The organism is Streptomyces sp. NPDC021115 (assembly GCF_044333065.1).
Lineage (GTDB): Bacteria > Actinomycetota > Actinomycetes > Streptomycetales > Streptomycetaceae > Streptomyces.
Map to the genome: position 1 here is coordinate 761,748 of NZ_JBIRQF010000001.1, position 25,988 is coordinate 787,735.

At 71.3% G+C, this 25,988-nt stretch carries 20 protein-coding genes; 14 read left to right on the forward strand and 6 right to left on the reverse strand.

Going from position 1 to position 25,988, the window contains the following annotated elements:
• Nucleotides 1-59: 59 nt before the first annotated feature.
• The gene (locus ACH4TL_RS03460) at nt 60-1,745 is read left to right on the forward strand and encodes a fumarate hydratase (RefSeq protein ID WP_398312854.1); all 1,686 of its coding nucleotides are present in this window, start codon (nt 60-62) and stop codon (nt 1,743-1,745) included.
• A gap of 65 nt (nt 1,746-1,810) precedes the next feature.
• On the opposite strand, the gene ACH4TL_RS03465 is transcribed toward ACH4TL_RS03460, so the two are convergent.
• Nucleotides 1,811-2,899, reverse strand: coding sequence for a chitinase (locus ACH4TL_RS03465; RefSeq protein ID WP_398312851.1), 1,089 nt, complete (start codon nt 2,897-2,899; stop codon nt 1,811-1,813).
• 178 nt (nt 2,900-3,077) lie between these two features.
• Here ACH4TL_RS03465 and ACH4TL_RS03470 point away from each other — a divergent pair, with 178 nt between their 5' ends.
• The 6 genes from ACH4TL_RS03470 (at nt 3,078) to ACH4TL_RS03495 (ending at nt 11,705) form a co-directional block, all read left to right on the forward strand.
• Nucleotides 3,078-3,983 carry a hypothetical protein gene (locus ACH4TL_RS03470; protein ID WP_398312848.1) on the forward strand — a complete coding sequence of 302 codons (906 nt, stop codon included), beginning with the start codon at nt 3,078-3,080 and terminating at the stop codon, nt 3,981-3,983.
• Nucleotides 3,980-6,193 (forward strand): bifunctional polysaccharide deacetylase/glycosyltransferase family 2 protein, encoded by a 2,214-nt coding sequence (locus tag ACH4TL_RS03475; protein ID WP_398312845.1) that lies wholly within the window; start codon nt 3,980-3,982, stop codon nt 6,191-6,193. Before ACH4TL_RS03470 ends, ACH4TL_RS03475 begins: the two co-directional genes overlap by 4 nt.
• A 78-nt stretch (nt 6,194-6,271) precedes the next feature.
• The gene (locus ACH4TL_RS03480; protein ID WP_398312842.1) at nt 6,272-7,663 is read left to right on the forward strand and encodes a class II fumarate hydratase; all 1,392 of its coding nucleotides are present in this window, start codon (nt 6,272-6,274) and stop codon (nt 7,661-7,663) included.
• Between the two features lie 68 nt (nt 7,664-7,731).
• Nucleotides 7,732-8,442 carry a DUF402 domain-containing protein gene (locus ACH4TL_RS03485; RefSeq protein ID WP_398312839.1) on the forward strand — a complete coding sequence of 237 codons (711 nt, stop codon included), beginning with the start codon at nt 7,732-7,734 and terminating at the stop codon, nt 8,440-8,442.
• A 134-nt stretch (nt 8,443-8,576) separates the two neighbouring features.
• On the forward strand, nt 8,577-9,296 hold the full coding sequence (locus tag ACH4TL_RS03490; protein ID WP_398312836.1) for a methyltransferase domain-containing protein: 720 nt from the start codon (nt 8,577-8,579) through the stop codon (nt 9,294-9,296).
• A 60-nt stretch (nt 9,297-9,356) separates the two neighbouring features.
• Entirely contained in the window at nt 9,357-11,705 is a 2,349-nt protein-coding gene (locus tag ACH4TL_RS03495; RefSeq protein WP_398312833.1) for a SpoIIE family protein phosphatase, read from the forward strand.
• A gap of 69 nt (nt 11,706-11,774) precedes the next feature.
• On the opposite strand, the gene ACH4TL_RS03500 is transcribed toward ACH4TL_RS03495, so the two are convergent.
• Nucleotides 11,775-14,030, reverse strand: coding sequence for a transglycosylase domain-containing protein (locus tag ACH4TL_RS03500; RefSeq protein WP_398312830.1), 2,256 nt, complete (start codon nt 14,028-14,030; stop codon nt 11,775-11,777).
• 218 nt (nt 14,031-14,248) lie between these two features.
• Between ACH4TL_RS03500 and ACH4TL_RS03505 the strand changes: the two genes are divergently transcribed.
• From ACH4TL_RS03505 to ACH4TL_RS03525, 5 genes are all read left to right on the forward strand, one after another.
• A complete protein-coding gene (locus ACH4TL_RS03505; RefSeq protein WP_398312827.1) occupies nt 14,249-15,202 on the forward strand; it encodes an SPFH domain-containing protein in 954 nt (317 codons plus the stop codon).
• Nucleotides 15,199-15,474 carry a hypothetical protein gene (locus ACH4TL_RS03510; protein ID WP_398312824.1) on the forward strand — a complete coding sequence of 92 codons (276 nt, stop codon included), beginning with the start codon at nt 15,199-15,201 and terminating at the stop codon, nt 15,472-15,474. Before ACH4TL_RS03505 ends, ACH4TL_RS03510 begins: the two co-directional genes overlap by 4 nt.
• An 86-nt stretch (nt 15,475-15,560) precedes the next feature.
• Nucleotides 15,561-16,085, forward strand: a complete 525-nt coding sequence (locus ACH4TL_RS03515) for a PadR family transcriptional regulator (protein ID WP_039937797.1) — start codon at nt 15,561-15,563, stop codon at nt 16,083-16,085.
• Nucleotides 16,082-16,768: an ABC transporter ATP-binding protein gene (locus ACH4TL_RS03520; RefSeq protein ID WP_398312821.1), complete on the forward strand. Its 687-nt coding sequence runs from the start codon at nt 16,082-16,084 to the stop codon at nt 16,766-16,768. The genes ACH4TL_RS03515 and ACH4TL_RS03520 overlap by 4 nt, the downstream gene beginning before the upstream one ends.
• A complete protein-coding gene (locus ACH4TL_RS03525; protein WP_398312818.1) occupies nt 16,765-19,254 on the forward strand; it encodes an FtsX-like permease family protein in 2,490 nt (829 codons plus the stop codon). The genes ACH4TL_RS03520 and ACH4TL_RS03525 overlap by 4 nt, the downstream gene beginning before the upstream one ends.
• Nucleotides 19,255-19,342: 88 nt before the next feature.
• Here the strand turns inward: ACH4TL_RS03525 and ACH4TL_RS03530 are convergent, their stop codons facing one another.
• A complete protein-coding gene (locus ACH4TL_RS03530; protein ID WP_398312815.1) occupies nt 19,343-20,299 on the reverse strand; it encodes a hydrogen peroxide-inducible genes activator in 957 nt (318 codons plus the stop codon).
• 136 nt (nt 20,300-20,435) lie between these two features.
• On the opposite strand from ACH4TL_RS03530, the gene ACH4TL_RS03535 reads away from it, so the two are divergent.
• Nucleotides 20,436-20,990 (forward strand): peroxiredoxin, encoded by a 555-nt coding sequence (locus tag ACH4TL_RS03535; RefSeq protein ID WP_398312812.1) that lies wholly within the window; start codon nt 20,436-20,438, stop codon nt 20,988-20,990.
• Between the two features lie 11 nt (nt 20,991-21,001).
• Complete coding sequence (locus tag ACH4TL_RS03540; RefSeq protein WP_398312809.1) at nt 21,002-21,541, forward strand: alkyl hydroperoxide reductase; 540 nt, start codon at nt 21,002-21,004, stop codon at nt 21,539-21,541.
• A gap of 63 nt (nt 21,542-21,604) precedes the next feature.
• Here the strand turns inward: ACH4TL_RS03540 and ACH4TL_RS03545 are convergent, their stop codons facing one another.
• The 3 genes from ACH4TL_RS03545 to ACH4TL_RS03555 form a co-directional block, all read right to left on the reverse strand.
• Nucleotides 21,605-23,092 (reverse strand): AI-2E family transporter, encoded by a 1,488-nt coding sequence (locus ACH4TL_RS03545; protein ID WP_398312806.1) that lies wholly within the window; start codon nt 23,090-23,092, stop codon nt 21,605-21,607.
• Nucleotides 23,093-23,227: 135 nt separating this feature from the next.
• Entirely contained in the window at nt 23,228-23,944 is a 717-nt protein-coding gene (locus tag ACH4TL_RS03550) for a transglycosylase SLT domain-containing protein (protein ID WP_398312803.1), read from the reverse strand.
• 431 nt (nt 23,945-24,375) lie between these two features.
• Nucleotides 24,376-25,713 carry a PhoH family protein gene (locus ACH4TL_RS03555; RefSeq protein ID WP_398312800.1) on the reverse strand — a complete coding sequence of 446 codons (1,338 nt, stop codon included), beginning with the start codon at nt 25,711-25,713 and terminating at the stop codon, nt 24,376-24,378.
• Nucleotides 25,714-25,988 lie beyond the last annotated feature (275 nt).

Here is a 25,988-nt window from a genome sequence, read left to right on the forward strand (position 1 = left end):
TTATGCACGCGCTGTCGACGAAGTCAGCCGTAGCCCCCGTCGAGTAAGGAATGGCCGCGATGCCCGCCGCTTCCCACCCAGCCCACCCGGCGTTCGCCTATTCGGACCTGCTGCCCCTGGGAGAAGACCGGACGACGTACCGTCTGGTGACCTCCGAGGGCGTGAGCACCTTCGAGGCCGACGGGCGCACCTTCCTCAAGGTCGAGCCGGAGGCGCTGCGCACGCTCGCGGCCGAGGCGATGCACGACATTTCGCACTACCTGCGCCCCGATCACCTCGCCCAGCTGCGCCGCATCCTCGACGACCCCGAGGCCAGCCCGAACGACCGCTTCGTGGCGCTGGACCTGCTGAAGAACGCCAACATCGCGGCGGCCGGGGTGCTCCCGATGTGCCAGGACACCGGCACCGCCATCGTCATGGGCAAGCGCGGCCAGAACGTGCTGACGCAAGGCGGCGACGAGGAGGCCCTGTCGCGCGGCGTCTACGACGCGTACACCAAGCTCAACCTGCGCTACTCCCAGATGGCACCGCTGACCATGTGGGACGAGAAGAACACCGGCTCCAACCTGCCCGCGCAGATCGAGCTGTACGCGACCGACGGCGACGCCTACAAGTTCCTCTTCATGGCCAAGGGCGGCGGCTCGGCGAACAAGTCCTTCCTCTACCAGGAGACGAAGGCGGTGCTGAACGAGGCATCGATGATGAAGTTCCTGGAGGAGAAGATCCGCTCGCTCGGCACCTCCGCCTGCCCGCCGTACCACCTGGCGATCGTGGTCGGCGGCACCAGCGCCGAGTACGCGCTGAAGACCGCGAAGTACGCCTCCGCGCACTACCTGGACGAGCTGCCCGCCGAGGGCTCCCCGACCGGTCACGGCTTCCGGGACAAGGAGCTGGAGGAGAAGGTCTTCGAGCTGACGCAGAAGATCGGGATCGGCGCGCAGTTCGGCGGCAAGTACTTCTGCCACGACGTACGGGTCGTCCGGCTGCCGCGGCACGGCGCGTCCTGCCCGGTCGCCATCGCCGTCTCCTGCTCGGCCGACCGCCAGGCGCTCGCGAAGATCACCCCGGAGGGCGTCTTCCTGGAGCAGCTGGAGACCGACCCGGCGCGCTTCCTCCCCGAGACGACGGACGAGCACCTGGACGAGAGCGACGTCGTACGGATCGACCTGAACCGGCCGATGGACGAGATCCGGGCCGAGCTGACCAAGCACCCGGTCAAGACGCGGCTCTCCCTCACCGGCCCGCTGGTCGTCGCCCGCGACATCGCGCACGCGAAGATCAAGGAGCGGCTGGACGCGGGCGAGGAGATGCCGCAGTACCTGCGCGATCACGCCGTCTACTACGCGGGGCCGGCCAAGACGCCCGAGGGCTACGCCTCCGGCTCGTTCGGCCCGACGACGGCGGGCCGGATGGACGCGTACGTCGAGCAGTTCCAGGCGGCGGGCGGCTCGATGGTGATGCTGGCCAAGGGCAACCGCTCCAAGCAGGTCACCCAGGCGTGCGACGCGTACGGCGGCTTCTACCTGGGCTCGATCGGCGGCCCGGCGGCGCGGCTCGCGCAGGACTGCATCAAGAAGGTCGAGGTCCTGGAGTACGAGGAGCTGGGCATGGAGGCGGTCTGGAAGATCGAGGTGGAGGACTTCCCGGCGTTCATCGTGGTGGACGACAAGGGGAACGACTTCTTCACCGATCCCGGCCCGGCCCAGCCGTTCGTGAGCAGCATCCCGGTCCGGCCCGGCGCGTGACCCTACGGCGCTTCTGACGGCCCCGGCCCGCCCGTTCGCAACGGGCGGGCCGGGGCCGTCGGCTGTCAGCCGGACAGGGCCGCTTCGAAGGCGCCCGGGCGCTGCTGGATGCCGCTGCACGAGATGCTGGGGGCGGTGGCCGGGGACTCGGGGGCCGCGGCGCCGGTGTCGCCGCTGCCGTCGTCCCCGCTGCCCTCGTCGCCGCCGTTCTCGGCGGCGGTGTCCCGCGGCGTGCACGGGCGGTCCCGTTCCGCCGACCACATCGACAGCCGCCCGATGCCCTTGCGGGCCGCGAAGCGGGCGAGTCCGGCGGCGTCCTCCAGCGTGAAGACCTCGCCGGTCACGTCGTTGACCCCGATCATCGGGGTCACGGCGAGGGTCTTCCACGCGGCGGCGTCGGACAGCCCGAGCACCCGGCGGACCTTCTCCTGGGCGGCGGTGGCCGCCTGGACGGCGTAACGGCCCATGTTCCCCGTGTGGTCGCCGCTGTAGTTCATCGCCATGACGTTGACCGACGAGACGGTGACGCCCTGCTGCCGGGCCGCGGTGAGCTGGGCGAGGGCCCCTGGCGTCAGCCCGTCGGGCATGGCGGGCAGCGTGAAGGAGACGTTCAACCCCTTGTGGGCGCGCTGGACCAGGGCGATGGCCTGGGCCCGGCGGGCGGTGGCGGCGGCGTCGGCGAGGGCGTCGCCCTCGATGTCGAAGTCGACCCGGAGGATCCCGTAGCGCTCGATCACCTCCGTGTACGCGGCGACGAGTTGCGAGGTGTCCTCGCAGGCCGTGGCCAGTTCCGTGCCGTCGGCGCCGCCGAAGGAGATCCGTACGTCGCCACCGGCCCGCCGGGTGGCCTCGATACGGGACGTCAGCGACTGGTCGTCGAACGGGATGCCGCTGTCCCAGGCCGGGGCGCAGCCGTCTCCCGATACGACGAAGCCCAGGGTGAATTCATTGACGCCGCGCGCCACCGCGGCGGGCATGTCGTAACGCGATCCGGCCCAGGCGCTCACGTACGGCACGAAGGCGACGGGGGGCGGCGACGGGCGGGGGGCCGCGGCGTGCGAGGCCGCGTGGTGCGTCACGGTCGGCTCCTCGCTGCCCGCCCAGACGGCGACGGTGGCGCAGAGCACGGCTCCGGCCATGGCGATTCCGCTCATGCGGGGGCTGGCCCTCAATCGCACGCGCTCTTCCTTCCGCTCGACGAGGACCGGAGGGCTGGCCCCGGCCCGACCTCCCCGCCAACCTCGCATATCCCATCGAAAGTCATGAACTATGACACACCGCATGTTTGACACATAGGTTGTATGTCGTATTTCCTGGACTAGCCTCTGCCCCATGGATCCTCAGTCAGATGTGGCCGAGCGTGCGCTCTCGCGTCCCGTCCGCTCCGACGTGGCCAGGAAGGGGCCCGTGTTCGTGGACCTCTCCGGGCGCCGCCGCAGGCTGGTGCGGCACGCGGGAGCGCTCGCGGGGGCCGTCTGCTTCGGCTATTCGGCCGTCCTCGGGCTGGGCTTCGCGGGCGGTACGGCCATCGCTCCCGAGATGCTGATCCCGGGGCACCCCGTCACCACCGAGGCGTTCGGCCGGGAGCCGAAGGGCGCACCGGAGGGGCATTCCGGCGGGCCGTCCGCAGCACATGAGCACCTGTCTGACGGAGGGTACGGCCAGCACGACCCGTACGGCCAGCACGCCCCGTACGGCCGGTACGCCCCGTACGGCCGGTACGACCAGGACCATCCGGACGGCCCCCGTCCGCACTCCCCCGCTGACGTACGCCCCGCGAGCGCCCGCAGACCCACCGCGCTCGCCCGCCCGGCGCCGCCCCAGCCGCACCGCGCGTCCGCGGCGCGCGACGCGCGGCCGAGGCGCGCCACGCACGCCACGCGCTCCCACCGCCGTCCGGCCAAGCACCACGCCCCGCGGCACCGGCGGTCCGCGCACCACAGGACCGGCCACGCGCCGCAGCACCCGCGGTCCCACAAGTCCGCCTCGTCACCCGCGCGTCCGGCGCCCCACAAGCCGCCGCGGAAGCCGGTGGACCCGGCGCCCGGCCCGGTGAAGAAGCCCCCGGCCGCCGGCCCCGCGAAGCCCGCCGAACCGGGCCCCGCGCGCCCCCTGAGCCCCGGCCCGGGCCAGGCCAAGCCCCCGGTGAACGACCCCGAGCCCCCGGTGTGGGGACCGGCCGCGCCCGGCGGGATCGACTGGTCGTCGCTCGCGCCGTTCCGCGGCCGGGCCTCATGAGCGGCGGCAGACCGCTGAACCTGCCGCGGCCACGCGGCCGCGGACTCCCGAGACCCGGAAGCAGAACACCGAAGCCACGCAAGCGCCTCCGGGGGCGCCTTCGGCTGCGCACCCCCACCCGGATCGCCTTCGCGCTGGCCACGCTGCTCGCGCTGGTCTGCGCCCTGCTGCTGGACGGCTATCTGTACGCCGAGATCGGCAACGACGCCCGGGTGCACGCGGCGCATTCGTACCGCAGCGTCCCCGAGCGGCTGCGCGACGGCGGGCCGGTCCTCACCTTCGACCGGAAGGGGCGGGCGACCGAGCACTCCATTCCCGACAAGACCATCGCGCTGACCTTCGACGACGGCCCCGACCCGCGCTGGACCCCGGAGATCCTGGCCGTGCTGCGCGAGCACCGCGTGCCGGGGACGTTCTTCGTGCTGGGGCAGATGGTGGTCCGTCACCCGGGCCTGGTGCGCCGGATGGTGGCCGCCGGACATGAGATCGGCGTGCACACCTTCTCCCATGTCGACCTGTCCTACCAGGACAAGCAGCGGTTGAACCGCGAACTGGCCCAGTCGCAGCTGGCCCTGGCGGGCGCGGCGGGCGTCACCAGCTCGCTGTTCCGCGCGCCGTACGCCTCGGAGGTGTCCGCGCTCGACGACCGCACCTGGCCGGTGCAGCAGCACGTGGGCGCCAAGGGGTACGTCAGCGCGTTCGTGGACACCGACAGCGAGGACTGGCGGCGGCCGCCGGTCAAGGAGATCGTCCAGAACGCCACGCCCCGCGGCACGAAGGGCGCGTCCGTGCTCTTCCATGACGCGGGCGGCAACCGGGCACGGACCGTTGCGGCCCTGGGCCGCTACATCGACCGGATGGCGGCGCGCGGCTACTCGTTCACCACCATCACCGGCGCGCTCGACGCCCAGAGCGCCAACCATCCGGCCCCCGCCGTGCGGGTGTGGGAGGGCCGGACGCTGATCTGGGCCGCGCAGGCCACCCAGCACGCGCTGCCGGTGCTCATCGGGATGCTGGGGGTCGTGGGTCTCGCGGTGTGCGGGCGGCTGCTGCTGATGGTGGGGCTTGCCTGGTGGCACCGCCGCTCCCGGAACCGGCGCCGCTACACCCTGGTGCAGGAAGTGACCGCGCCGGTGAGCGTCGTGGTGCCCGCGTACAACGAGAAGGAGTGCATCGCCCACACCCTCGACTCGCTGGCCGCCTCCACCCATCCGATCGAGATCCTGGTCGTGGACGACGGCTCGACAGACGGCACCGCGGAGATCGTGGAGGCGCTGGGGCTGCGACACGTCCGGGTGCTGCGCCAGCCGAACGCGGGCAAGCCCGCCGCGCTCAACAACGGCATCGCCGCCGCCCGCCACGAGCTGATCGTGATGATGGACGGCGACACCGTCTTCGAGCCCACCACCGTCCGCGAGCTGGTCCGCCCCTTCGCCGACTCCCGGGTCGGCGCGGTCGCGGGCAACGCCAAGGTCGGCAACCGCCGTCGGCTGATCGGCGCCTGGCAGCACATCGAGTACGTGATGGGCTTCAACCTCGACCGGCGCATGTACGACCTGCTGCGCTGCATGCCGACCATCCCCGGCGCGATCGGCGCCTTCCGCCGCCGCGCGCTGCTGGACGCCGGGGGCATGAGCGCCGACACCCTGGCCGAGGACACCGACATCACCATCGCGCTGCACCGGGCCGGGTGGCAGGTGGTGTACCAGGAGCACGCCCGCGCCTGGACCGAGGCGCCGGGCACCCTGGGCCAGCTGTGGAAGCAGCGCTACCGCTGGAGCTACGGCACGATGCAGGCGCTGTGGAAGCACCGCCGCTCGCTGATCGACCGGGGTCCGTCGGGGCGGTTCGGCCGGGTGGGGCTGCCGCTGGTGGTGCTCTTCCAGATCGTCACGCCGCTGTTCGCGCCGCTGATCGACCTGTTCACGCTGTACGGGGTGATCTTCGTGGACCCGGTGCGGTCGCTCGCCGCGTGGGGCGCGCTGCTGCTGGCGCAGCTGCTGGGCGCGGCGTACGCCTTCCGGCTGGACGGTGAGCGGTACCGGGCGCTGGCCGTACTGCCGCTTCAGCAGATCGTCTACCGCCAGCTGATGTATCTGGTGCTGCTGCACTCGTGCGTGACGGCGGCCACCGGCGCCCTGCTGCCCTGGCAGAAGCTCAAGCGCACCGGCGAGGTGGAGGCCCCGCGCACGCCGGAGGCCGTACGGTGACCCACCTCACCGCCGTGTCCCCGGCGGTGCGGGAAGACGGCGTGGCAGGGCAGCGCTGTGCTGCATGGAGGTGTCCTGATGACCGAAGAGAGCTACCGGACCGAGCACGACTCCATGGGTGAGGTGAAGGTGCCCGCGCACGCCAAGTGGCGGGCACAGACCCAGCGCGCGGTGGAGAACTTCCCCATCAGCGGGCAGCGCCTGGAGCGGGCCCACATCGAGGCGCTGGCCCGGATCAAGGCCGCGGCGGCCGTGGTCAACGCCGAGCTGGGCGTGGTGGAGGAGGACCTGGCGGCGGCGATCGCGGAGGCGGCCGCCGAGGTCGCCGAGGGCCGCTGGGACGACCACTTCCCGGTGGACGTCTTCCAGACCGGCTCCGGCACCTCGTCCAACATGAACACCAACGAGGTGCTGGCCACGCTCGCGAGCGAACGGCTGGGCCGCCCTGTGCACCCCAACGACCATGTGAACGCCAGCCAGTCGTCCAACGACGTCTTCCCGTCCTCCATCCACGTCGCCGCCACCGCCGCCGTCACCGCCGACCTGATCCCGGCGCTGGACCACCTGGCGGAGGCGCTGGAGCGCAAGGCGGAGGAGTTCGCCGAGGTGGTCAAGGCGGGGCGCACCCATCTGATGGACGCCACGCCCGTGACGCTGGGCCAGGAGTTCGGCGGCTACGCGGCGCAGGTGCGGTACGGGGTGGAGCGGCTGCGCGCCGCGCTCCCCCGGCTGGCGGAACTGCCACTGGGCGGCACCGCCGTGGGCACCGGCATCAACACCCCGCCCGGGTTCCCGGCCGCGGTCATCGCCGAGCTGGCCCGGGCCACCGGGCTGCCGCTGACCGAGGCCCGGAACCACTTCGAGGCGCAGGGTGCGCGGGACGGGCTGGTGGAGACGTCCGGTCAGCTGCGGACCATCGCGGTCGGCCTCACCAAGATCGCCAACGATCTGCGCTGGATGGCGTCCGGCCCGCGCACCGGCCTCGCTGAGATCGCGCTGCCCGACCTCCAGCCCGGTTCGTCGATCATGCCGGGGAAGGTGAACCCGGTGATCCCCGAGGCCGTCCTGATGGTCGCGGCCCAGGTCACCGGCAACGACACGACCGTCGCCACGGCCGGGGCCGCCGGGAACTTCGAGCTGAACGTGATGCTCCCGGTGATCGCCAAGAATCTGCTGGAGTCGATCCGCCTGCTGACCAGCGCCTCCCGGCTGCTGGCGGACCGTACGATCGACGGGATCACCGCGAACGCGGAGCGGGCCAGGGAGTACGCGGAGTCCTCCCCGTCCGTCGTCACCCCGCTCAACCGCTACCTCGGCTACGAGGAGGCGGCGAAGGTCGCCAAGAAGTCCCTGGCCGAGCGGAAGACCATCCGCGAGGTGGTGCTGGAGTCGGGCTATGTGGAGCGCGGTCTGCTGACCCGGGAGCAGCTGGACGAGGCGCTGGACGTGCTGCGCATGACGCATCCGTAAGCCCCTGTTGTACTGTGCGTGCGGCATAGGTCACGGCACGGCGGCCCCGTCGCACCTAAGATCTGCTCATGACAGCGGACATCGTGGAGACGACGGGCATGGCGGGCGGCGCCCGATGGGCGCCGGGGGACCACATCCTCTGGCGTTATCGCGCCAATGCCTCCGACGCCATCCACATCTGCCGTCCGGTGACCGTCGTCCGGGACACCCCGGAGCTGCTGGCCGTCTGGCTGGCGCCCGGTACGGCGTGTGTGAAACCGCAGCTCGCGGACGGTACGCAAGTGCACCGCGAGCCGCTGTCCACGCGCTACACCAAGCCGCGCACCACCGCGCTGTCGCAGTGGTTCGGCACCGGGGTGCTCAAGCTGGCCCGGCCGGGCGAGCCCTGGTCGGTGTGGCTGTTCTGGGAGCGCGACTGGCGGTTCAAGAACTGGTACGTGAACCTGGAGGAGCCGCTGGCCCGCTGGAGCGGCGGGGTGGACTCCGAGGACCACTTCCTGGACATCGCGGTCTACCCGGACCGCAGCTGGGAATGGAAGGACGAGGACGAGTTCGCGCAGGCGCAGCGGGCCGGTCTGATGCCCGATGAGCAGGCCGAGCGGGTACGGGCGGCGGGCCGGGCCGCCGTGCGGGTAATCGAGTCCTGGGGCGCGCCGTTCCGGGAGGGGTGGGAGGAGTGGCGTCCGGACCCGTCGTGGACGGTCCCCGTCCTCCCGGCGGACTGGGATCGCGGGGACACCGGCCGCAGGGGGCGCACGTCGGCGCACTCGAGGTCCTGAACCTCTTGCTGTGTCCCCGTGTTTCAAACGTAGGATCGTCGTCCGGAACACTGCACATGCGGGAAACAAGACATAGGCGCAACTCACGGACGATGCGCACGATCTGACGCAATGTCACAGGAGGGGCGGGAGTCGTGAGCGGTGAGGACGACTACGGCGACGGCTACGCGGGCTACGAGGACTTCGACCGCCTGGCGCTCGACCGCAGCGGTCAGGCGGAGGCGTTCGACGCCATCGGGGACCGCTACGACGACGCCTTCCCCCATAAGGAAGGCCAGGTCACGGCGGGCCAATGGCTGGCCGACACACTGCCGCCCGGGTCCCGCGTGCTCGACGTCGGCTGCGGTACGGGGCTGCCCACGGCCCGTCAGCTGACCGATGCCGGACACCGGGTGACCGGCATCGACATCTCCCCGGGGATGCTGAAGCTGGCCCGGGACAATGTGCCGGGCGCCGACTTCTGCCAGGTGGACATCGTCGACCTGAGGATCGGCGGCCGGTACGGCCCCGGGGGCTCCCGGGAACTCGGCCCGTTCGACGGTATCGCCGCGTACTTCGCGCTGCTGCTGCTGCCCCGCCCGGAGATCCCGTACGCGCTGCGCGCCCTGCACGGCGTGCTGAGACCCGGCGGACTGCTGGGACTCGCCATGGTCGAGGCGGACGTCGACGACTTCGCCATTCCGTTCCTCGGCAACTCGGTCCGGGTATCGGGTTATCTGCGGGACGAACTTCGACAGGTCGTGACGGATGCGGGCTTCGAGATCGTCGGGGAGGACTCGCACGCGTACGCCCCGGCCAGCACGGACGTACCACCCGAGATCCAGCTCTATCTGAACTGCCGACGACGTGCCTGACACTCGGTGCGCCCCCGACGAGACGGGGGCGCACGGCCCCGGACGGATGGAAACCCACGCGTGACGGAGCACCCCACCTCCCACAACAGGCGACAGGCTGCCACCCCTGCCGCCGCCTCGGGCGCGCCCGAGGACGCACACGGCGCGGTCCCGGACCCGCGGACCGCCGTGCGGCAGACGGCCGCCCCCGGTCAGGAGCCGGGCGGCGGCCGGCCACGTCCCGCCTTCCCCGCGGACGGCCCGGCGGCCTCCGCAGGCCCAGGCGACGCCCCGGCCCCGGAGCCGGACGGAGCCCTGGCCGAAGGGGAAACACGGCCACAGCGCCGCGGCGGCCGTGCGGCGAAGGCCGCGCCGCGCGGCGGCACAGGGGCACAGCGCGCCGGTGGCGGGACGAAGGCCAGGACCACGGCGCACAGCGAGCAGCCGGAGCACGGCACACCGGAGGGCGAGCCTGTGTGGGACGCGGACCGCAATGCCGCCAGAGGCGCGGCGCGCCGACCCGGGGCCCGGGACGACGCCCCCAGCACCGCGGCGGGCGAACACCCGGCCCCGGCGCGGCCGGACGCGCCCGCGGGCGAGGCCACGGCGTCTGACGACGTCGCGGCCGCCAGTGAGGTCGGGTACACCACGCCGGAGGGCGGGATGCCCGCCGTACCGCCCTCGAACGCGCCCGGCGCCGACGGCTCCGCCGCGCTGCGGGACCGCAGCGGGGACCGGCTGCGGTTCGTCGGGGCGGCGACGCGGCGCATCGCGCGCGGCATCGACCTCGACGAGATCGTGCTCGGCCTGTGCCGGGCCACCGTGCCCACCTTCGCCGACGCGATCCTGGTCTATCTGCGCGATCCGCTGCCGGTCGGCGACGAGCGCCCGGTCGGCCCGGTCGTGCTGCGGCTGCGCCGCACCGACCGGATCCCGCTGGACCCGGACACCGAGAGCGGACGGCTGCCGCTGATGTCCTCGCAGCCCGACCTGGCGCCCGCCGTGGGCGGCGGCCCCGCGGCCGAGCTGTGCGAGGTGGAGGCGGGCGGTCCGCTGGCCGAGGTGCTGCGCGGGGTGCGGCCGGTGTTCGGCGACTCGCAGGCCGCCCGCGCCGCGCTGCCCGAACTCCTCGGCGACGGGCCGACGGTGGCGACCGGTCAGCGCACCGTGCTGGCCCCGCTGCGCGGCCGCCGCCGGGTCATCGGCGCGGCCGTCTTCGTACGCCGCCCTGACCGGCCGCCGTTCGAACCGGACGATCTGCTGGTCGCCGCGCAGCTCGCCACCCACACCGCGCTCGGCGTGGACAAGGCGGTGCTGTACGGGCGCGAGGTCTACATCGCGGACGAGCTCCAGCGCACCATGCTGCCGGACTCGCTGCCCCAGCCCACCGGCGTCCGGCTGGCCAGCCGCTATCTGCCCGCGGCCGAGACCGCGCGGGTCGGCGGCGACTGGTACGACGCGATCCCGCTGCCCGGCAACCGGGTGGCGCTGGTGGTCGGCGACGTCATGGGCCACTCCATGACCTCGGCCGCGATCATGGGCCAGCTGCGCACCACCGCGCAGACCCTGGCCGGGCTCGACCTGCCGCCGCAGGAGGTGCTGCACCACCTCGACGAGCAGGCCCAGCGGCTCGGCACCGACCGCATGGCCACCTGCCTGTACGCGGTCTACGACCCGGTCGCGCACCGCATCGTCGTCGCCAACGCGGGCCATCCGCCGCCCCTGCTGCTGCACCGCGGCGGCCGCGCCGAGGTGCTGCGGGTGCCGCCGGGCGCGCCGATCGGGGTCGGCGGCGTCGACTTCGAGGCGGTCGAGCTGGACGCGCCCGCCGGGGCCACCCTCATGCTCTACACCGACGGCCTGGTCGAGTCGCGGATGCGCGACGTGTGGACCGGGATCGAGCAGCTGCGCGAGCGGCTGACCGCCACCGCCCGGCTCACCGGACCCAACCCGCCGCCGCTGGAGCCGCTGTGCGACGAGGTGCTGGACATGCTCGGCCCCGGCGACCGCGACGACGACGTGGCGCTGCTCGCCGCCCGCTTCGAGGGCATCGCGCCCAGCGACGTCGCGTACTGGTTCCTGGACCCCAAGGCCCAGACCGCGGGGCAGGCCCGCCGCCTGGCCCGCCGGGCGCTGGCCCGCTGGGACCTGGAGGATCTGACGGACGCGGTGGAGCTGCTGGTCAGCGAGGTGGTGACCAACGCCGTACGGTACGCGGAGCGGCCCATCACCCTGCGGCTGCTCCGCACCGACGTGCTCCGCTGCGAGGTCGGCGACGACGTGCCGCAGCTGCCGCGGCTCCGCCAGGCCCGCCCCTCCGACGAGGGCGGGCGCGGACTGTACCTGGTCAACCGGATGGCGCGGCGGTGGGGCGCGACCCGGCTGTCCACGGGCAAGGTCGTCTGGTTCGAACTGGCGATGCCGAACTGAGCCGCCCGGCGCCTTCCGTGGAGGAAGGCGCCGGGCGGCTCAGGGGGATCGGCCGGGCGGCCGGGCCGGTCAGCCCAGGTTCTGTCCCTGGTCGCCGTCGCCACCGCCGTTGTCGTTGCCCGGCGGGGTGATCGGCGAAGTGGGCAGCGTCGCGGGCGGCGAGGCCGGGGTGGACGGAGGGGTCGACGGGGTCGGGGGCGAGCTGGGAGCGGTGGGCGAGTCGTCCGCCGTCGGGGTGTCGCTCGGGGTCGGGCTCTCTTCCTCCGTGGGCGGCGCGGTCGTGGTCGGCGCCTCCTCGGTCTCCGTCGTCGGCGGGGGCGACGCGACGTTGTTCAGCTCGGTGTCCAGGTCGAACTTCGTGGTCGACGAGCTGTTCAGGGTGCTGCCCATGTACGCGGACCAGATCCTGGCCGGGAAGTCACCACCGTTGACCCGGCCGCCGCCGGCCGTGCCCTTGAGCGAGACCTGTGTGCCCTTGCCCTCCCTCTCGCCGAACATGCCGACCGAGGTGACCAGGTCCGGGGTGTAGCCGGTGAACCAGGCGGACTTGTTGTCGTCCGAGGTGCCGGTCTTGCCCGCCATCTCCTGGCCCTTGGTGCGCACGGCCTGGCCCGTGCCGTCGTCGTCGTCGACCACACCGGTCAGCACCTGGGTGACGGAGTCGGCCGCGCCACGGCTGATCGCCTGGCCGTTGGTCGGGTCCGGCAGGTCGGCCTGCTGGTCCTCGCCCTTCTGGGCCGACTTCACGAACGCCGGGGTGACCTTCTTGCCGTGGTTGTCGAGGGTCGCGTAGACCCCGGCCATCTGCTCGGGGCTGGCACCCATCACGCCCAGCGACATCGCGGGGCGCACGTCGAAGCCGTTCTTCACGTCGCCGTTCATGCCGAGGTCCGTGGCGGTGTTCTTGACCTTGCTCAGGCCCACGTCCACCGCCATCTGAGCGAAGACGGAGTTGACGGACTTGTTCATCGCCTTCTGGACGTTGATCGCGCCGTAGGACTTGTTGTCCTCGTTCGGCGGGGCGAACGCGGTGTCGCTGCCCTTGACCGGCCGCCTGCTGGTGCCGTCGTAGAGGGTCTTGGCCGAGATCGGTGTGCCGTCCTGCGTCGTCGAGCCGTTCTCGTAGGCCGAGGCCAGGATGAGCGGCTTGAAGGTGGAGGCGGGCTGGTAGTCCGAGCGGGTCGCGTTGTTGGTGTAGTGCTCGGTGTAGCCCGCGCCGCCGTACATCGCCACGATGCCACCGGTCTTGGGGTCCACCGAGACCGCGCCGACCTGGGCGTCCTTGTCGACCTGGCGCTTCTTGGGGTCCAGCTTGTCGGTCAGCTCGGTCTGGACGGCCTTCTCCAGCGCCTTCTGCTTCTTCTTGTCGATGTTGAGGGTGACCGTCCAGCCCCCGGCCTCGAACTCGCTCTCGCTGATCCCCGCCTTGTTCAGCTCCTTCTTGGCTTCAAGGATCACGTAGCCGGTCTGGCCCTCGAGCCCCGGGATGGGGCGGGGCGCGATGGGCTTCTCGAACTTCAGCCCGTCGCGCTCGCTCTTGGACAGCCAGTCCTTCTCGACCATGTTGTTGAGGATGTAGTTCCAGCGGGCCACGACCAGCTTCTTGCCGTTGGGACCCGCCGTTGAATAGTCGTACTGGCTGGGGGCCTGGAGCAGTGCCGCGAGGTAGGCGCCCTGCTGAACCGACAGGCCCTCCGCGTCCTTGTTGTAGTACGCGCGGGCGGCGGCCTGGATGCCGTAGGCGCCGCGGCCGTAGTAGCTGGTGTTGATGTAGCCCTGGAGGATGTAGTCCTTGGACTTGTCCTGGTCCACCTTGAGGGAGATCACCAGCTCCTTGAGCTTGCGGCTGACCGTCTGCTCCTGGCTCAGGTAGTAGTTCTTGACGAACTGCTGGGTGATGGTCGAGCCACCCTGCTTGCCGCGGCCGAGGGCGGTGTTGATCAGGCCGCGCGCGGTGCCGGAGAAGGACACACCGGAGTCGGTGTAGAAGTCCTTGTTCTCGGCGGCGACGAAGGTGTGCTGCACCTTCTTGGGGATCTCGGAGAGCGGCACCGACTCGCGGTTGACCGAGCCCTCCTTCGCCATGATCGAGCCGTCGCTGTACTTGTAGATGTTGGCTTCCGCCTTCGCCGCAGCGTTGGCCGGGGGAACCTTCACGCTGAAGTACAGGATGGCGAACGCCCCGACCCCCAGGGCACCCAGCCCGACGAAGTAGCCCAACACCATCTTCCAGGTGAAGAACCGGCGTATACCCCCCTGCTTGGCGGCCTTCTTGGCCCTGCGTGCGCCCTTCTGCCGCGCCCGCCGATCGTCCGCTCTACCCATCTCTCCCGCCGCTCCAGTCCATCAGCCCCCCGCACCCAAGCCAGCTCATGAAGCTAACACCGCTACAACCGGCAAATACTCATCGATCAAGCTTTTTCCGTACGTGACAAAGAGCACGTCCTTTACGGGAACTGACGGCCCAGTGCCACCGGAGGTTGCACGGGAAGGGAAATGTGTTATCACTTTGCTAGACAGCTTCCGACAGGAACGGGGACCCCATGACCGACACCGCCACCGACACCACCACCCCCACCGCCGGCATACCGGCCATCCCCGAGCCGCAGATACGGGAGCGGGCCGCCAAGAACATCAGCGGTGGCCTCGCCCTGCTGCTGGGCCTGGTCGGGCTGGCCGCCGGGGTCGGGCTGATCCTCGCCGGGGCCGCGGTCGCCGCCGGACACAAGGGCGCCGCGTCCACCACGCTGATCGTCGCCGGGATCGTGGTGATCCTCACCGCGATCATCACGATGTGCGGGCTGAACATGGTCGCGCCGGGCGAGGCCCGGGTCGTCCAGCTCTTCGGCCGCTACCGCGGCACCATCCGCACCGACGGGCTGCGCTGGGTGAACCCGCTGACCAGCCGGGAGAAGATCTCCACCCGGGTGCGCAACCACGAGACCGCGGTGCTCAAGGTCAACGACGCCTACGGCAACCCGATCGAGCTGGCCGCGGTCGTGGTCTGGAAGGTCGAGGACACCGCGCAGGCGATGTTCGAGGTGGACGACTTCCTGGAGTTCGTCGCCACCCAGACCGAGGCCGCCGTGCGCCACATCGCCATCGAGTACCCGTACGACGCCCACGACGAGGACGGCCTGTCGCTGCGCGGCAACGCCGAGGAGATCACCGAGAAGCTCGCGATCGAACTGCACGCCCGGGTCGAGGCGGCCGGGGTCCGCATCATCGAGTCGCGCTTCACCCACCTCGCGTACGCCCCGGAGATCGCCTCCGCGATGCTCCAGCGGCAGCAGGCGGGCGCCGTGGTCGCCGCGCGGCGGCAGATCGTGGACGGCGCGGTCGGCATGGTCGAGGCGGCGCTGGCCCGCATCACCGAGGAGGACATCGTCGAGCTGGACGAGGAGCGCAAGGCCGCGATGGTCAGCAATCTGATGGTGGTGCTGTGCGGGGACCGCGCCCCGCAGCCCGTCCTCAACACCGGCACGCTCTACCAGTGACGGAGCAAGAAGAAGAGGGAACGGCCGGCCGGCAGCCGCGGCGGCAGCGCAAGCAGACGCTGCTGCGGCTCGACCCGGCGGTCTACGACGCCCTCGCCCGCTGGGCGGGCGAGGAGCTGCGCAGCGCCAACGCGCAGATCGAGTTCCTGCTGCGCAAGGCGCTGGCGGACGCGGGCCGACTGCCCGGAGCGGCCCGGCCGATCCCGCGCCGCGGCCGCCCACCGCGCGCGGCAGCCGAAGACAGCAGCGAAGACGGCGAATCGGGGACCTGACCGCACCGTAAGGCTCTGACCAGCTAAAACGCACTCTGCACCGCAGCTATACACGCCATGTATACGCGTGGTGTAGAGTGCTGCGCATGTCAATCGGCCACACCCTGCTCGGACTTCTGGAGTCCGGTCCACGACACGGCTACGACCTCAAGCGCGCCTTCGACGAGAAGTTCGGGCACGACCGCCCGCTCCACTACGGGCAGGTCTACTCGACCATGTCCCGGCTCCTGAAGAACGGCCTCGTCGAGGTCGACGGCGTCGAGCACGCGGGCGGTCCCGAGCGCAAGCGCTACGCGATCACCGACGCGGGCATCACCGATGTGGAGCAGTGGCTCGCTCAGCCCGAGAAGCCCGAGCCCTACCTCCAGTCGGTCCTCTACACCAAGGTCGTCCTCGCCCTGCTCACCGGGCGCGACGCCGCCGATCTGCTCGACGTCCAGCGCGCGGAACATCTGCGGCTGATGCGCGAGCTGACCCAGCGCAAGCGCGGCGGCGACCTCAGCGACCAGCTCATCTGCGACCACGCCCTCTTCCACCTCGAGGCCGATCTGCGCTGGCTTGAGCTCACCGCGGCCCGCCTCAGCCCACTCGCCAAGGCGGTGCGTTCATGACTCCGGCCGGTTCCCTGCTGATTGCCGACGGCCTGCACAAGTCGTACGGCCCCACGCCCGCGCTGGACGGCGCGGACTTCTCCATCCACCCCGGCGAGGTCGTCGCCGTCATGGGCCCCTCCGGCTCCGGCAAGTCGACCCTGCTGCACTGCCTGGCCGGAATCGTCCGGCCGGACTCCGGCGCGGTCCACTACAGCGGGCGCGAGCTGTCCGCCCTGTCGGACGCCGAGCGCAGCAGGCTGCGCCGCGGGGAGTTCGGCTTCGTCTTCCAGTTCGGCCAGCTCGTCCCCGAGCTGACCTGCGTGGAGAACGTCGCGCTGCCGCTGCGGCTCAACGGCGTCAAGCGAAAGGAGGCCGAGGCCCGGGCGGTGTCCTGGATGGACCGGCTGGAGGTCGCCGATGTGGCGGCCAAGCGGCCCGGCGAGGTCTCCGGCGGTCAGGGGCAGCGCGTCGCGGTCGCCCGTTCGCTGGTCACCGGCCCGCGGGTGCTGTTCGCGGACGAGCCGACCGGTGCGCTGGACTCCCTCAACGGCGAGCGGGTGATGGAGCTGCTGACCGAGGCGGCCCGGGAGACCCGTACGGCCGTCGTCCTGGTCACCCATGAGGCGCGGGTCGCCGCGTACTCCGACCGCGAGGTCGTCGTGCGCGACGGCAAGGCGCGGGACATGGCGGGCGTCCGGTGAGCGGCCCGCACGAGGGCCCCACCGGCCCGCACGACGACACCGGCGACGGCGCCAAAGGCGGCGCGACCCTGACGGCCGTACCGCCCTCGCCCCGGCCGTCCGCCCCCGAGCCGCCGCGGCGCGTCAGCGTCGCCCGGTGGGCCGCTGACCTCGCCATGGGCGCCCGGTTCGCGGTGAACGGCGGACGGGAGAGCTGGGCCCGGACGATCATGACGGCGGTCGGCGTCGGCCTCGGCGTCACGCTGCTGCTGTTCGCCGCCTCCGTGCCCACCATGGACTCCGCGCGCAACGAGCGGACCAACGCCATGGCCGCCTTCGGCTTCGGGGAGGAGCCGAAGGCCGGACCCGACACGGTCCGCGTCGCCCAGGCGAACACCGACTTCCGCGACGAGGACATCCAGGGCATGGTGATGTCGCCCGACGGCGACCGCCCGCCCCATCCCCCGGGGATCAGCGGCGTTCCGGCCGCAGGTGAGATGTGGGTCTCGCCCGCGCTGAAGAAGCTGCTCGACTCCGACGGGGGCAAGCTGCTCCGGGACCGCTTCCCGTACCGCACCGTCGGTGTGATCGGCGACAACGGGCTGTCCGGGCCCGGCGAACTCCGCTACTACGCGGGAATCACCCAGAAGCAGTTCGACCACGTCATCTCCGACTACCGCCTCGACCGCTGGGGTGCCCAGGACAAGAGCGGCGACGAGTTGGACCCCGCGCTGGTGCTGCTGGTCGTCGTGGGCTGTGTGGTGCTGCTGCTGCCGGTGCTCATCTTCATCGCCACCGCGGCCCGCTTCGGCGGCGAGCGGCGCGACCGACGGCTGGCCGCGCTGCGGCTGGTCGGCGCCGACACCCATATGACCCGGCGGATCGCCGCCGGTGAGTCGCTCTTCGGCTCGGTCCTCGGACTCGCGGTCGGCGCCGCGCTCTTCCTGCTGCTGCGGGAATCCGTCAGCGGTGCGTCGATGGGGGACCTCAGCTTCTACACCTCCGACATCACGCCCACCTTCCCGCTCGCGCTGGCGATCGCGTTGATCGTGCCCGCGTCGGCCGTCACCGTCACGCTCGTCGCCCTGCGCGCCATCGCCATCGAGCCGCTCGGCGTCGTACGGAACGCCACCCCCAAGCGGCGGCGGCTGTGGTGGCGGCTGGCGCTGCCGGTCCTCGGGGTCGGGCTGCTGGCGCCGCTCGCGGGCGGCTTCGGAGCGGGCAGCAGGGGCGGCGACCTCCAGACGTACCAGGCCGCGGCCGGTGCCGTACTGCTGCTCATCGGCCTCACCGCGATGCTGCCCTGGCTGGTCGAGGCCGTGGTGGAACGCTTCGGCAAGGGCCCGGTGCCCTGGCAGCTCGCCACCCGCCGGCTCCAGCTCAGCAGCGGTACCGCGGCGCGCGCGGTCAGCGGCATCACGGTGGCGGTCGCCGGGGCCATCGCGCTCCAGATGCTCTTCGCGAGCGTGGAGGCCCAGAACACCGAGGAGACCGGCCAGGACCCGAATCGCGCCGAGCTGATCCTGAACGCCAAGGTGGACAACGGCGCCCAGGCCAACGACGCCTTCGCGCGGCTCCGCGCGACCAAGGGCGTGCGGAGCGTGCTCGGCATCACCCTGGACAACGTCTCCGACGCGCGCAGCAAGAAGAAGGACCCGGCCGACATCCCGACCGACTCCCTCACCGTCGCCGACTGCCCCGCGCTGCGCGAGGTGGCCAGCATCACCAGCTGCCGGGACGGCGACGTGTTCGTCATCAACGGCGACGACAGTTACGTGGCCCCCGAGGACGCCTTCGTGAAGCCGGGCGCACAGGTCAATCTGAGCTTCCGCGACGACGGACTGCCCTCGCCCGACCAGAAGAAGCTGTGGACGATCCCCGGTTCGGCCAAGAAGGTGCACCCCCGGACGGATCCGACCGGCGCCACGGCCGGCGGCATCCTCGCCACCCCCGGCGCCTTGGACATCGCGGACCTGCCGGACGCGCAGGCCCAGGCGATGATCCGGCTGGACCCGAAGGTGCCGGACGCCACCGAGTACGTGCGCAACGCCAGCGCGGGAATCGGCCCGGCACTGGACGTGGTACAGCTCCGCAGCACCTCGCAGTCGTCCGAGTTCGCGACGATCCGCAACGTCCTGTTCATCGGCGCCACCGCGACGCTGCTGCTCATCGGGGCCAGCATGATCGTGACGACGCTGGAGCAACTGCGGGACCGCAAGCGGCTGCTCTCGGTCCTGGTCGCCTTCGGCACCCGGCGCACCACGCTGAGCTGGTCCGTCCTGTGGCAGACCGCGGTCCCGGTGGTGCTGGGTCTCGCGCTGTCGATCGCGGGCGGACTGGGCCTGGGCGTCCTGCTGCTGAAGATGGTCGATCAGGCAATCGTCGTGGACTGGGCCGGACTCGCCGCGATGACCGGCATCGGCGCGGGCGTCATCCTGCTGGTGACCCTGGCCAGCCTCCCGCCGCTGTGGCGCATGATGCGCCCGGAGGGCCTGCGCACCGAGTAGCTCCGTTACGGGTCGTACGCCTCGTACGGCCCCTACGCGGGACAGCGCGCCGTCGCGGCGGGGAGGGAACCCCCGCCGCGGCGGCGCGTCAGCGCACCACCCGCACCGGCAGCTTCCGCGCCGCCTCGCGGAGCGTGGTGGCCAGGGCCTCGAACTCCTCCGCCCGCGCGGCCCCGGCGCGCATGGCCAGGGCGATGCGGCGGGTGGGGGCCGGGTCGGCGAAGTCGCCGGTGGCCAACCCGTCGTTGCGGCCGGTCTCGACGCGCAGCGCGGTACGCGGCAGCAGCGTCACCCCGAGGCCGCCGCCGACGAGTTGCACCAGCGTGGAGAGCCCGGCGGCGGTCGTGGTCACCGGGGCGCCCTCGGTGCGGCCCGCCTCGCGGCAGACCTCCAGGGCCTGGTCGCGCAGGCAGTGGCCTTCGTCGAGCAGCAGCAGATCCAGCTCGCCCAGCGCCTCGCGGGGTATGTCCGTACGCCCGCCGAGCCAGTGGTCCCGCGGTGTGACCAGCACGAAGTCCTCATCGAACAGCGGCAGCTCGACCACCCCGGGGGCGCCGAGCGGGACCGCGAGCAGCAGCAGGTCGAGCCGCCCGTGGGCGAGCCCGTCCAGTAGCGACGCGGTCTGCTCCTCGTGCACCTGGAGGTCGAGCCGCGGATACTGCTCGCGCACCAGCCGCAGCACGGTCGGCAGCAGATACGGCGCCACGGTCGGGATCACCCCGAGCCGCAGCACCCCGGTGAACGGCGCCCGCGCCGCCTCGGCCTCCTCCAGCAGCGCGCCGACCTCCGCGAGCACGGAGCGTGCTCGCGCGGCCAGCCGCTCGCCCGCCGGGCTGAGCAGCACCTTGCGCGTCGTACGCTCAAGAAGCTGAACTCCCAGCGTGTCCTCCAGGGCGGCCACGGCTCCCGAGAGGGCGGGCTGGCTCATCCCGATGGCGGACGCCGCATCCCGGAAATGCAGATGCTCGGCGACCGCGGCGAACGCCTTGAGCTGGGACAAGCTCGGCTGCCGCGGCTTTCCTGCCGGTGTCGCTGTCGCGGCCACTGATAGCCACCTCCAATCAACCACAGCGAGTGTAGCTATTTCACTGATCAATGCCGGATGTGCCAGGGTGGTGATCGTCCAACCCCGGGAAACCCCCACAAAGGGTCCCTCCCACGCGAAAGCTGCAAGGAGAAACGTGCTCACTGTCGGTGACAAGTTCCCCGAGTTCGACCTGACCGCCTGTGTCTCGCTGGAGAAGGGCCAGGAGTTCGAGCAGATCAACCACAAGACCTACGAGGGCAAGTGGAAGATCGTTTTCGCATGGCCCAAGGACTTCACCTTCGTGTGCCCGACCGAGATCGCGGCCTTCGGCAAGCTGAACGAGGAGTTCGCCGACCGTGACGCCCAGATCCTGGGCTTCTCGGGCGACTCCGAGTTCGTCCACCACGCCTGGCGCAAGGACCACGACGACCTGCGTGACCTGCCCTTCCCGATGCTGGCGGACTCCAAGCACGAGCTGATGCGCGACCTGGGCATCGAGGGCGAGGACGGCTTCGCCCAGCGTGCCGTCTTCATCGTGGACCAGAACAACGAGATCCAGTTCACCATGGTGACGGCCGGTTCCGTGGGCCGTAACCCCAAGGAGGTCCTGCGGGTTCTGGACGCCCTGCAGACCGACGAGCTGTGCCCGTGCAACTGGAGCAAGGGCGAGGACACCCTCGACCCGGTCGCGCTCCTCTCCGGCGAGTGAGGTGAACTGACATGGCACTCGACACCCTGAAGTCCGCGCTGCCGGACTACGCCAAGGACCTGAAGCTGAACCTCGGTTCGGTGATCGGCAACTCCGAGCTTCCGCAGCAGCAGCTGTGGGGCACCGTGCTGGCCTGCGCGATCGCCTCGCGCTCGCCGCAGGTGCTCCGCGAGCTGGAGCCGGAGGCCAAGGCCAACCTGTCGCCCGAGGCGTACACCGCCGCCAAGTCGGCGGCCGCCGTCATGGCGATGAACAACGTGTACTACCGGACCCGGCACCTGCTGTCCGACCCGGAGTACGGCAACCTGCGCGCGGGTCTGCGGATGAACGTCATCGGCAACCCGGGCGTGGACAAGACCGACTTCGAGCTGTGGTCGCTCGCGGTCTCCGCGATCAACGGCTGCGGCATGTGCCTCGACTCGCACGAGCAGGTGCTGCGCAAGGCGGGCGTGGACCGTGAGACGGTCCAGGAAGCCTTCAAGATCGCCGCAGTGCTCCAGGCGGTCGGCGCCACCCTGGACGCCGAGGGCGTCCTGGCCGCCAACGCCTGATACCCGCGCCGCAGAGACGAAGGGGCGCCCCACCGATCCGGTGGGGCGCCCCTTCGCTTTCGGTCACGGGAGTTGCGTACCGTCCTCGCCCGGCGGCTCGGGCGGCTCCGGGGGCCGCCGGACCGGCGCGGTCGACACGACGGTCGCGCCGTGCGGGCGCGGGGCGGTGCGCAGGGCGCTCTCCCTGCCGTACGCCCGCAGATAGCCGACCGCCGTGTTGACGACCGCCACCAGCGGCACGGCCACCACCGCGCCGCCGATGCCACCGATCAGCGAGCCGCCCGCGACGGAGAGCACCACGGCGAGCGGATGGACCCGCACCGCGCGGCCGAGGATGAACGGCTGCAGCACATGGCCCTCGATCTGCTGGACGGCCAGCACCACCACCAGCACCATCCCCGCAGTGAAGACGCCCTGGGTGACGAGTGCCACGATGACCGCGAGCGCGCCGGAGACCACCGCACCGACCAGCGGGATGAAGGCGAAGAGGAAGATGAAGACGGCAAGGGGCACGGCCATGGGCACATCGAGGAAGAAGAGCCCCACGCCGATGAAGATCGCGTCGATGAGGGCCACCAGCACCGTGCCGCGCACATAGGCGGTCAGCGTGGCCCAGGCGCGCGGCCCCGCGCCCGCCATGCCAGGCCGGGCCGCGGCGGGGACGAGCCCCAGCGTCCAGCCCCAGATCCGCGGCCCGTCGTACAGCAGGAACAGCGTGCTGAACATGGTCAGCAGGATGCCGGTCAGCACCTCCACGACGACCGTGACGCCTTCGAGCCCGGCCGAGGTGATCTCCTCGGTGTTGGAGCCGACGGCCTCGCGCAGGCTCGTGGCGACATGGTTGATCTGCTTCTCCGTCACATGGAACGGGCTGTGCAGCAGCCAGCGCCGCAGATCGTCGATACCGGCCTGGAGCTTGTCGGACAGTTCGTCGACGTTCTCCATGACCTGCCACACCACGAACCAGACGACCAGCCCCATGATGACGAAGCCGCCGATGAAGGTGATGGTCGTGGCGAGCCCGCGCGGGACGCCCCCGTTGCGCAGCCGGGTGACGGTGGGCTCCAGCAGGGCCGTGATGAGCAGGGCGATGGTGAACGAGAACACCACCAGCTGGATGGAGCTGATGGCCTGCATCAGCACATAGAGCGTTCCGGCCAGCACCAGCAGCCGCCATCCGGCCTCGGCCGCGACGCGCACGCCCCACGGGACGGCCTCGGCCGGCTCGGGCCGGGCGGTCACGGCGGGGGCGTACGCGGGCGGGGCGGGCACGCTGGGCACCTCGGACGGCTCGCGCTGCTCCTGCGGCTCGTCCGGCTCGGGCCGCTGAGGCGGCTCGCCCGCCTCACCCGCCTCGTACCGCTCGCGCCCCTCGCCCGACGGCTCCGGCCGGTGCGGTGACGGCTCCGGGCCACCGGCGGGCTCGGGCGGGCGGCCGGCTCCCCCGCCGCCCTCGTCACCGCGCGCCGCGGCCTCTTCGCGTTCGAGCCGAACGGCGAGCCGGGTCAGACCGGCCCCCAACCTGCCGACCCAATCTGGCAATCTGGACATTCCGCTTTCCCTACCCCCGGTTCCCCCATGGTCGTCGGGATGACGTTACCGGCTGTGGACGCGCGAAACCCCCGACCTGACGGACGGGGGTTTCGCGAAGCTCTGTATCACTGAGCGGCCGGAGGCCCGGACCGATCAGTAGTAGTTGTTGGCCTGCCAGAACGACCATGCCTCACACGGGCTGCCGTAGCGGTCGTTCATGTAGCCCAGGCCCCACTTGATCTGAGTGGCCGGGTTGGTCTTCCAGTCGGCACCGGCCGAGGCCATCTTGGACGCGGGCAGCGCCTGCACCAGACCGTACGAACCCGACGACGGGTTGGTGGCCTGGTAGTTCCAGCCGCTCTCGTGGTCCACGATGTTGCTGAAGCACTGGAACTGGTCGCCCGGGATCATCTGCCGGGCCATGGCCTGAACCTCGGCGGTGGTGTACGAGGCCTTGATCGGGAAGCTGCTGGAGTCACGCGACGCCGAACGGCTCGCGATCTCCTGCTTCTTCTTTGCCTCGCGCTCCTTGGCCAGCTTCTCGGCGGCCGCCTTCTGGTCCGCGGCGGCCTTCTTGGCCTTCGCGTCCGAAGCTGCCTGCTTGCGGGCCGCCTCCTCTGCGGACTTCTTCGCCTCCGCGTCGGCTGCGGTGGACTGGACGTCCGCCTGCTGCGTCAGGGATGCGGTCTGCGCCACGGCCTGCTGGCCGGCGGGTATGTCCGCTAGGAGCGTCGAGTCGGCGGCGGTCGCCTCGATCGGGTCGGACGAGCTCTGCTGCTCGCCACCCGCGGCGACACCAACGACGGCGCCCACAGTGGTGACCGCGGTGGCCGAGGCCACTGCGAATCCCCGGACCGAAATCCGGCTCACTCGGTTTTCCTTCCAGCGTCGCCCGCTTAGGTGACCTCGCGGGCGCAATCGTGCCCCTGTGCGCTGGCCCCCCCTTGTTCCGTCCCCGGTACTGCTCAGTGGGTGTGGCTGGTCACGGGAGGCACTGGCCCGGTGCGTCCTCCCGCAGGAGGTCCGCGAGGTGCTCGGGCGGCATACGACGAACTCTCTTCAGTTCTGGTACTGCTGTGGTTCTGTACCGCTGGCGGTACTGGTGTGCCGTATGCGAGGCCTGACAGAACCCACAGACTGCCGGACACGGATACCCGGAGGCAATTCCCCGGCAGGTGTGAAAGCTCACACGCCGTTTACACCCTAGGGTTTTTGGAAATCCACGCGCGAGAACGCGCCGCACAGCTAGGCTCATTGGCCTTTCCGTGCGGCGCGTTACCGACGTACCGGACGCTACCGGCTCAGATGCGTCCGTCCTCCAGCATTTCGGTCACCAGGGCCGCGATCGGCGACCGCTCCGAGCGGTTGAGGGTGATGTGCGCGAAGAGCGGGTGGCCCTTCAGCTTCTCGACCACCGCCACCACCCCGTCGTACCGCCCGACGCGGAGGTTGTCGCGCTGCCCCACGTCATGGGTGAGCACGACCCGGGAGTTGGCCCCGATCCGGGACAGAACGGTCAGCAGCACATTCCGTTCGAGCGACTGCGCCTCGTCCACGATCACAAAGGCGTCGTGCAGCGACCGGCCGCGGATGTGGGTGAGCGGAAGCACCTCCAGCATGCCGCGCTCCACCACCTCCTCGATGACCTCGGAGCTGGTCACCGCGGACAGCGTGTCGAAGACCGCCTGAGCCCAGGGGCTCATCTTCTCCGCCTCGCTGCCGGGCAGATAGCCCAGCTCCTGACCGCCCACCGCGTACAGCGGGCGGAAGATCATCACCTTGCGGTGCTGCCGCCGCTCCAGGACCGCCTCCAGGCCCGCGCACAGCGCGAGCGCCGACTTGCCCGTACCGGCCCGGCCGCCCATGGACAGGATGCCCACCTCGGGGTCGAGCAGCAGGTCCAGCGCGATGCGCTGCTCCGCGCTGCGCCCGTGGATGCCGAACGCCTCGCGGTCGCCGCGCACCACCCGCACCTGGCCGTCCGGGGTGACCCGGCCCAGCGCCTTGCCGCGCTCGGACTGGAGGACCAGCCCGGTGTGCACGGGAAGTTCGGCCGCCTCGGGGATGTACGCGGTCTCTGCGGCGAACAGATCGTCGACCTGCTCGGCCGAGACGGCGAGCTCCGCCATCCCGGTCCAGCCGGAGTCGGTGATCGCCAGCTCCGCGCGGTACTCCTCGGCGAGCAGCCCCACCGAGGACGCCTTGATGCGCAGTGGCAGATCCTTCGAGACGACCGTGACGTCGTACCCCTCGGCCTGGAGGTTCCGGGCGACCGCGAGGATCCTCGCGTCGTTGTCCCCCACCCGGCCGCCGTGGGTCAGGAAGGCGGCGGGCAGGATTCCCGGATCGGAGTGGTTGAGCTCGACGCGCAGGGTGCCCCCCAGTTCGCCGATCGGAATCGGAGCGTCCAGACGGCCGAACCGGATGCGGTACTCGTCCAGCAGGCGCAGTGCCTGCCGGGCGAAGTACCCCAGCTCGGGATGGTGTCGCTTGGCCTCCAGTTCCGTGACCACGACGACCGGCAGCACGACTTCGTGCTCGTCGAAACGGGTCATGGCGCCTGGGTCGGCAAGCAGGACGCTGGTGTCGAGGACATAGGTGCGCCGGTCGTGCTCGCGGCGTTTCTTGCTGGTCACCACGGGTGGACGAACCCCCTCGGGAGAGGTTGGGGTGCGACGGCGTCGCGGGAGTGAGGTGTCCCCGCCGTAGACGGGGAGCGGACCGGGCTCAGGCCCCACGGAACGGGCCGAGCGCCGGCCCTCCGCGTCATACGCACGATCCGCACAGTCGTCCGTGTGCAAAGGGCCTCCCGGGCGAACGGCCCGATGCCGTCCGCTGGCAGTTCGACGCCCGACTGGACAGTGGAACAGGGCGTCGACCTGGAAGGGATATTCCCTCGAAGGTGCGGAGCCAT

Excerpts from the sequence above, each read along its gene's own strand:
- ACH4TL_RS03460 (WP_398312854.1), top strand. The coding sequence starts at position 60 with ATGCCCGCCGCTTCCCACCCAGCCCACCCGGCGTTCGCCTATTCGGAC.
- ACH4TL_RS03465 (WP_398312851.1), bottom strand. The coding sequence starts at position 2,899 with ATGAGCGGAATCGCCATGGCCGGAGCCGTGCTCTGCGCCACCGTCGCC.
- ACH4TL_RS03470 (WP_398312848.1), top strand. The coding sequence starts at position 3,078 with ATGGATCCTCAGTCAGATGTGGCCGAGCGTGCGCTCTCGCGTCCCGTC.
- ACH4TL_RS03475 (WP_398312845.1), top strand. The coding sequence starts at position 3,980 with ATGAGCGGCGGCAGACCGCTGAACCTGCCGCGGCCACGCGGCCGCGGA.
- ACH4TL_RS03480 (WP_398312842.1), top strand. The coding sequence starts at position 6,272 with ATGACCGAAGAGAGCTACCGGACCGAGCACGACTCCATGGGTGAGGTG.
- ACH4TL_RS03485 (WP_398312839.1), top strand. The coding sequence starts at position 7,732 with ATGACAGCGGACATCGTGGAGACGACGGGCATGGCGGGCGGCGCCCGA.
- ACH4TL_RS03500 (WP_398312830.1), bottom strand. The coding sequence starts at position 14,030 with ATGGGTAGAGCGGACGATCGGCGGGCGCGGCAGAAGGGCGCACGCAGG.
- ACH4TL_RS03505 (WP_398312827.1), top strand. The coding sequence starts at position 14,249 with ATGACCGACACCGCCACCGACACCACCACCCCCACCGCCGGCATACCG.
- ACH4TL_RS03515 (WP_039937797.1), top strand. The coding sequence starts at position 15,561 with ATGTCAATCGGCCACACCCTGCTCGGACTTCTGGAGTCCGGTCCACGA.
- ACH4TL_RS03520 (WP_398312821.1), top strand. The coding sequence starts at position 16,082 with ATGACTCCGGCCGGTTCCCTGCTGATTGCCGACGGCCTGCACAAGTCG.
- ACH4TL_RS03540 (WP_398312809.1), top strand. The coding sequence starts at position 21,002 with ATGGCACTCGACACCCTGAAGTCCGCGCTGCCGGACTACGCCAAGGAC.
- ACH4TL_RS03545 (WP_398312806.1), bottom strand. The coding sequence starts at position 23,092 with ATGTCCAGATTGCCAGATTGGGTCGGCAGGTTGGGGGCCGGTCTGACC.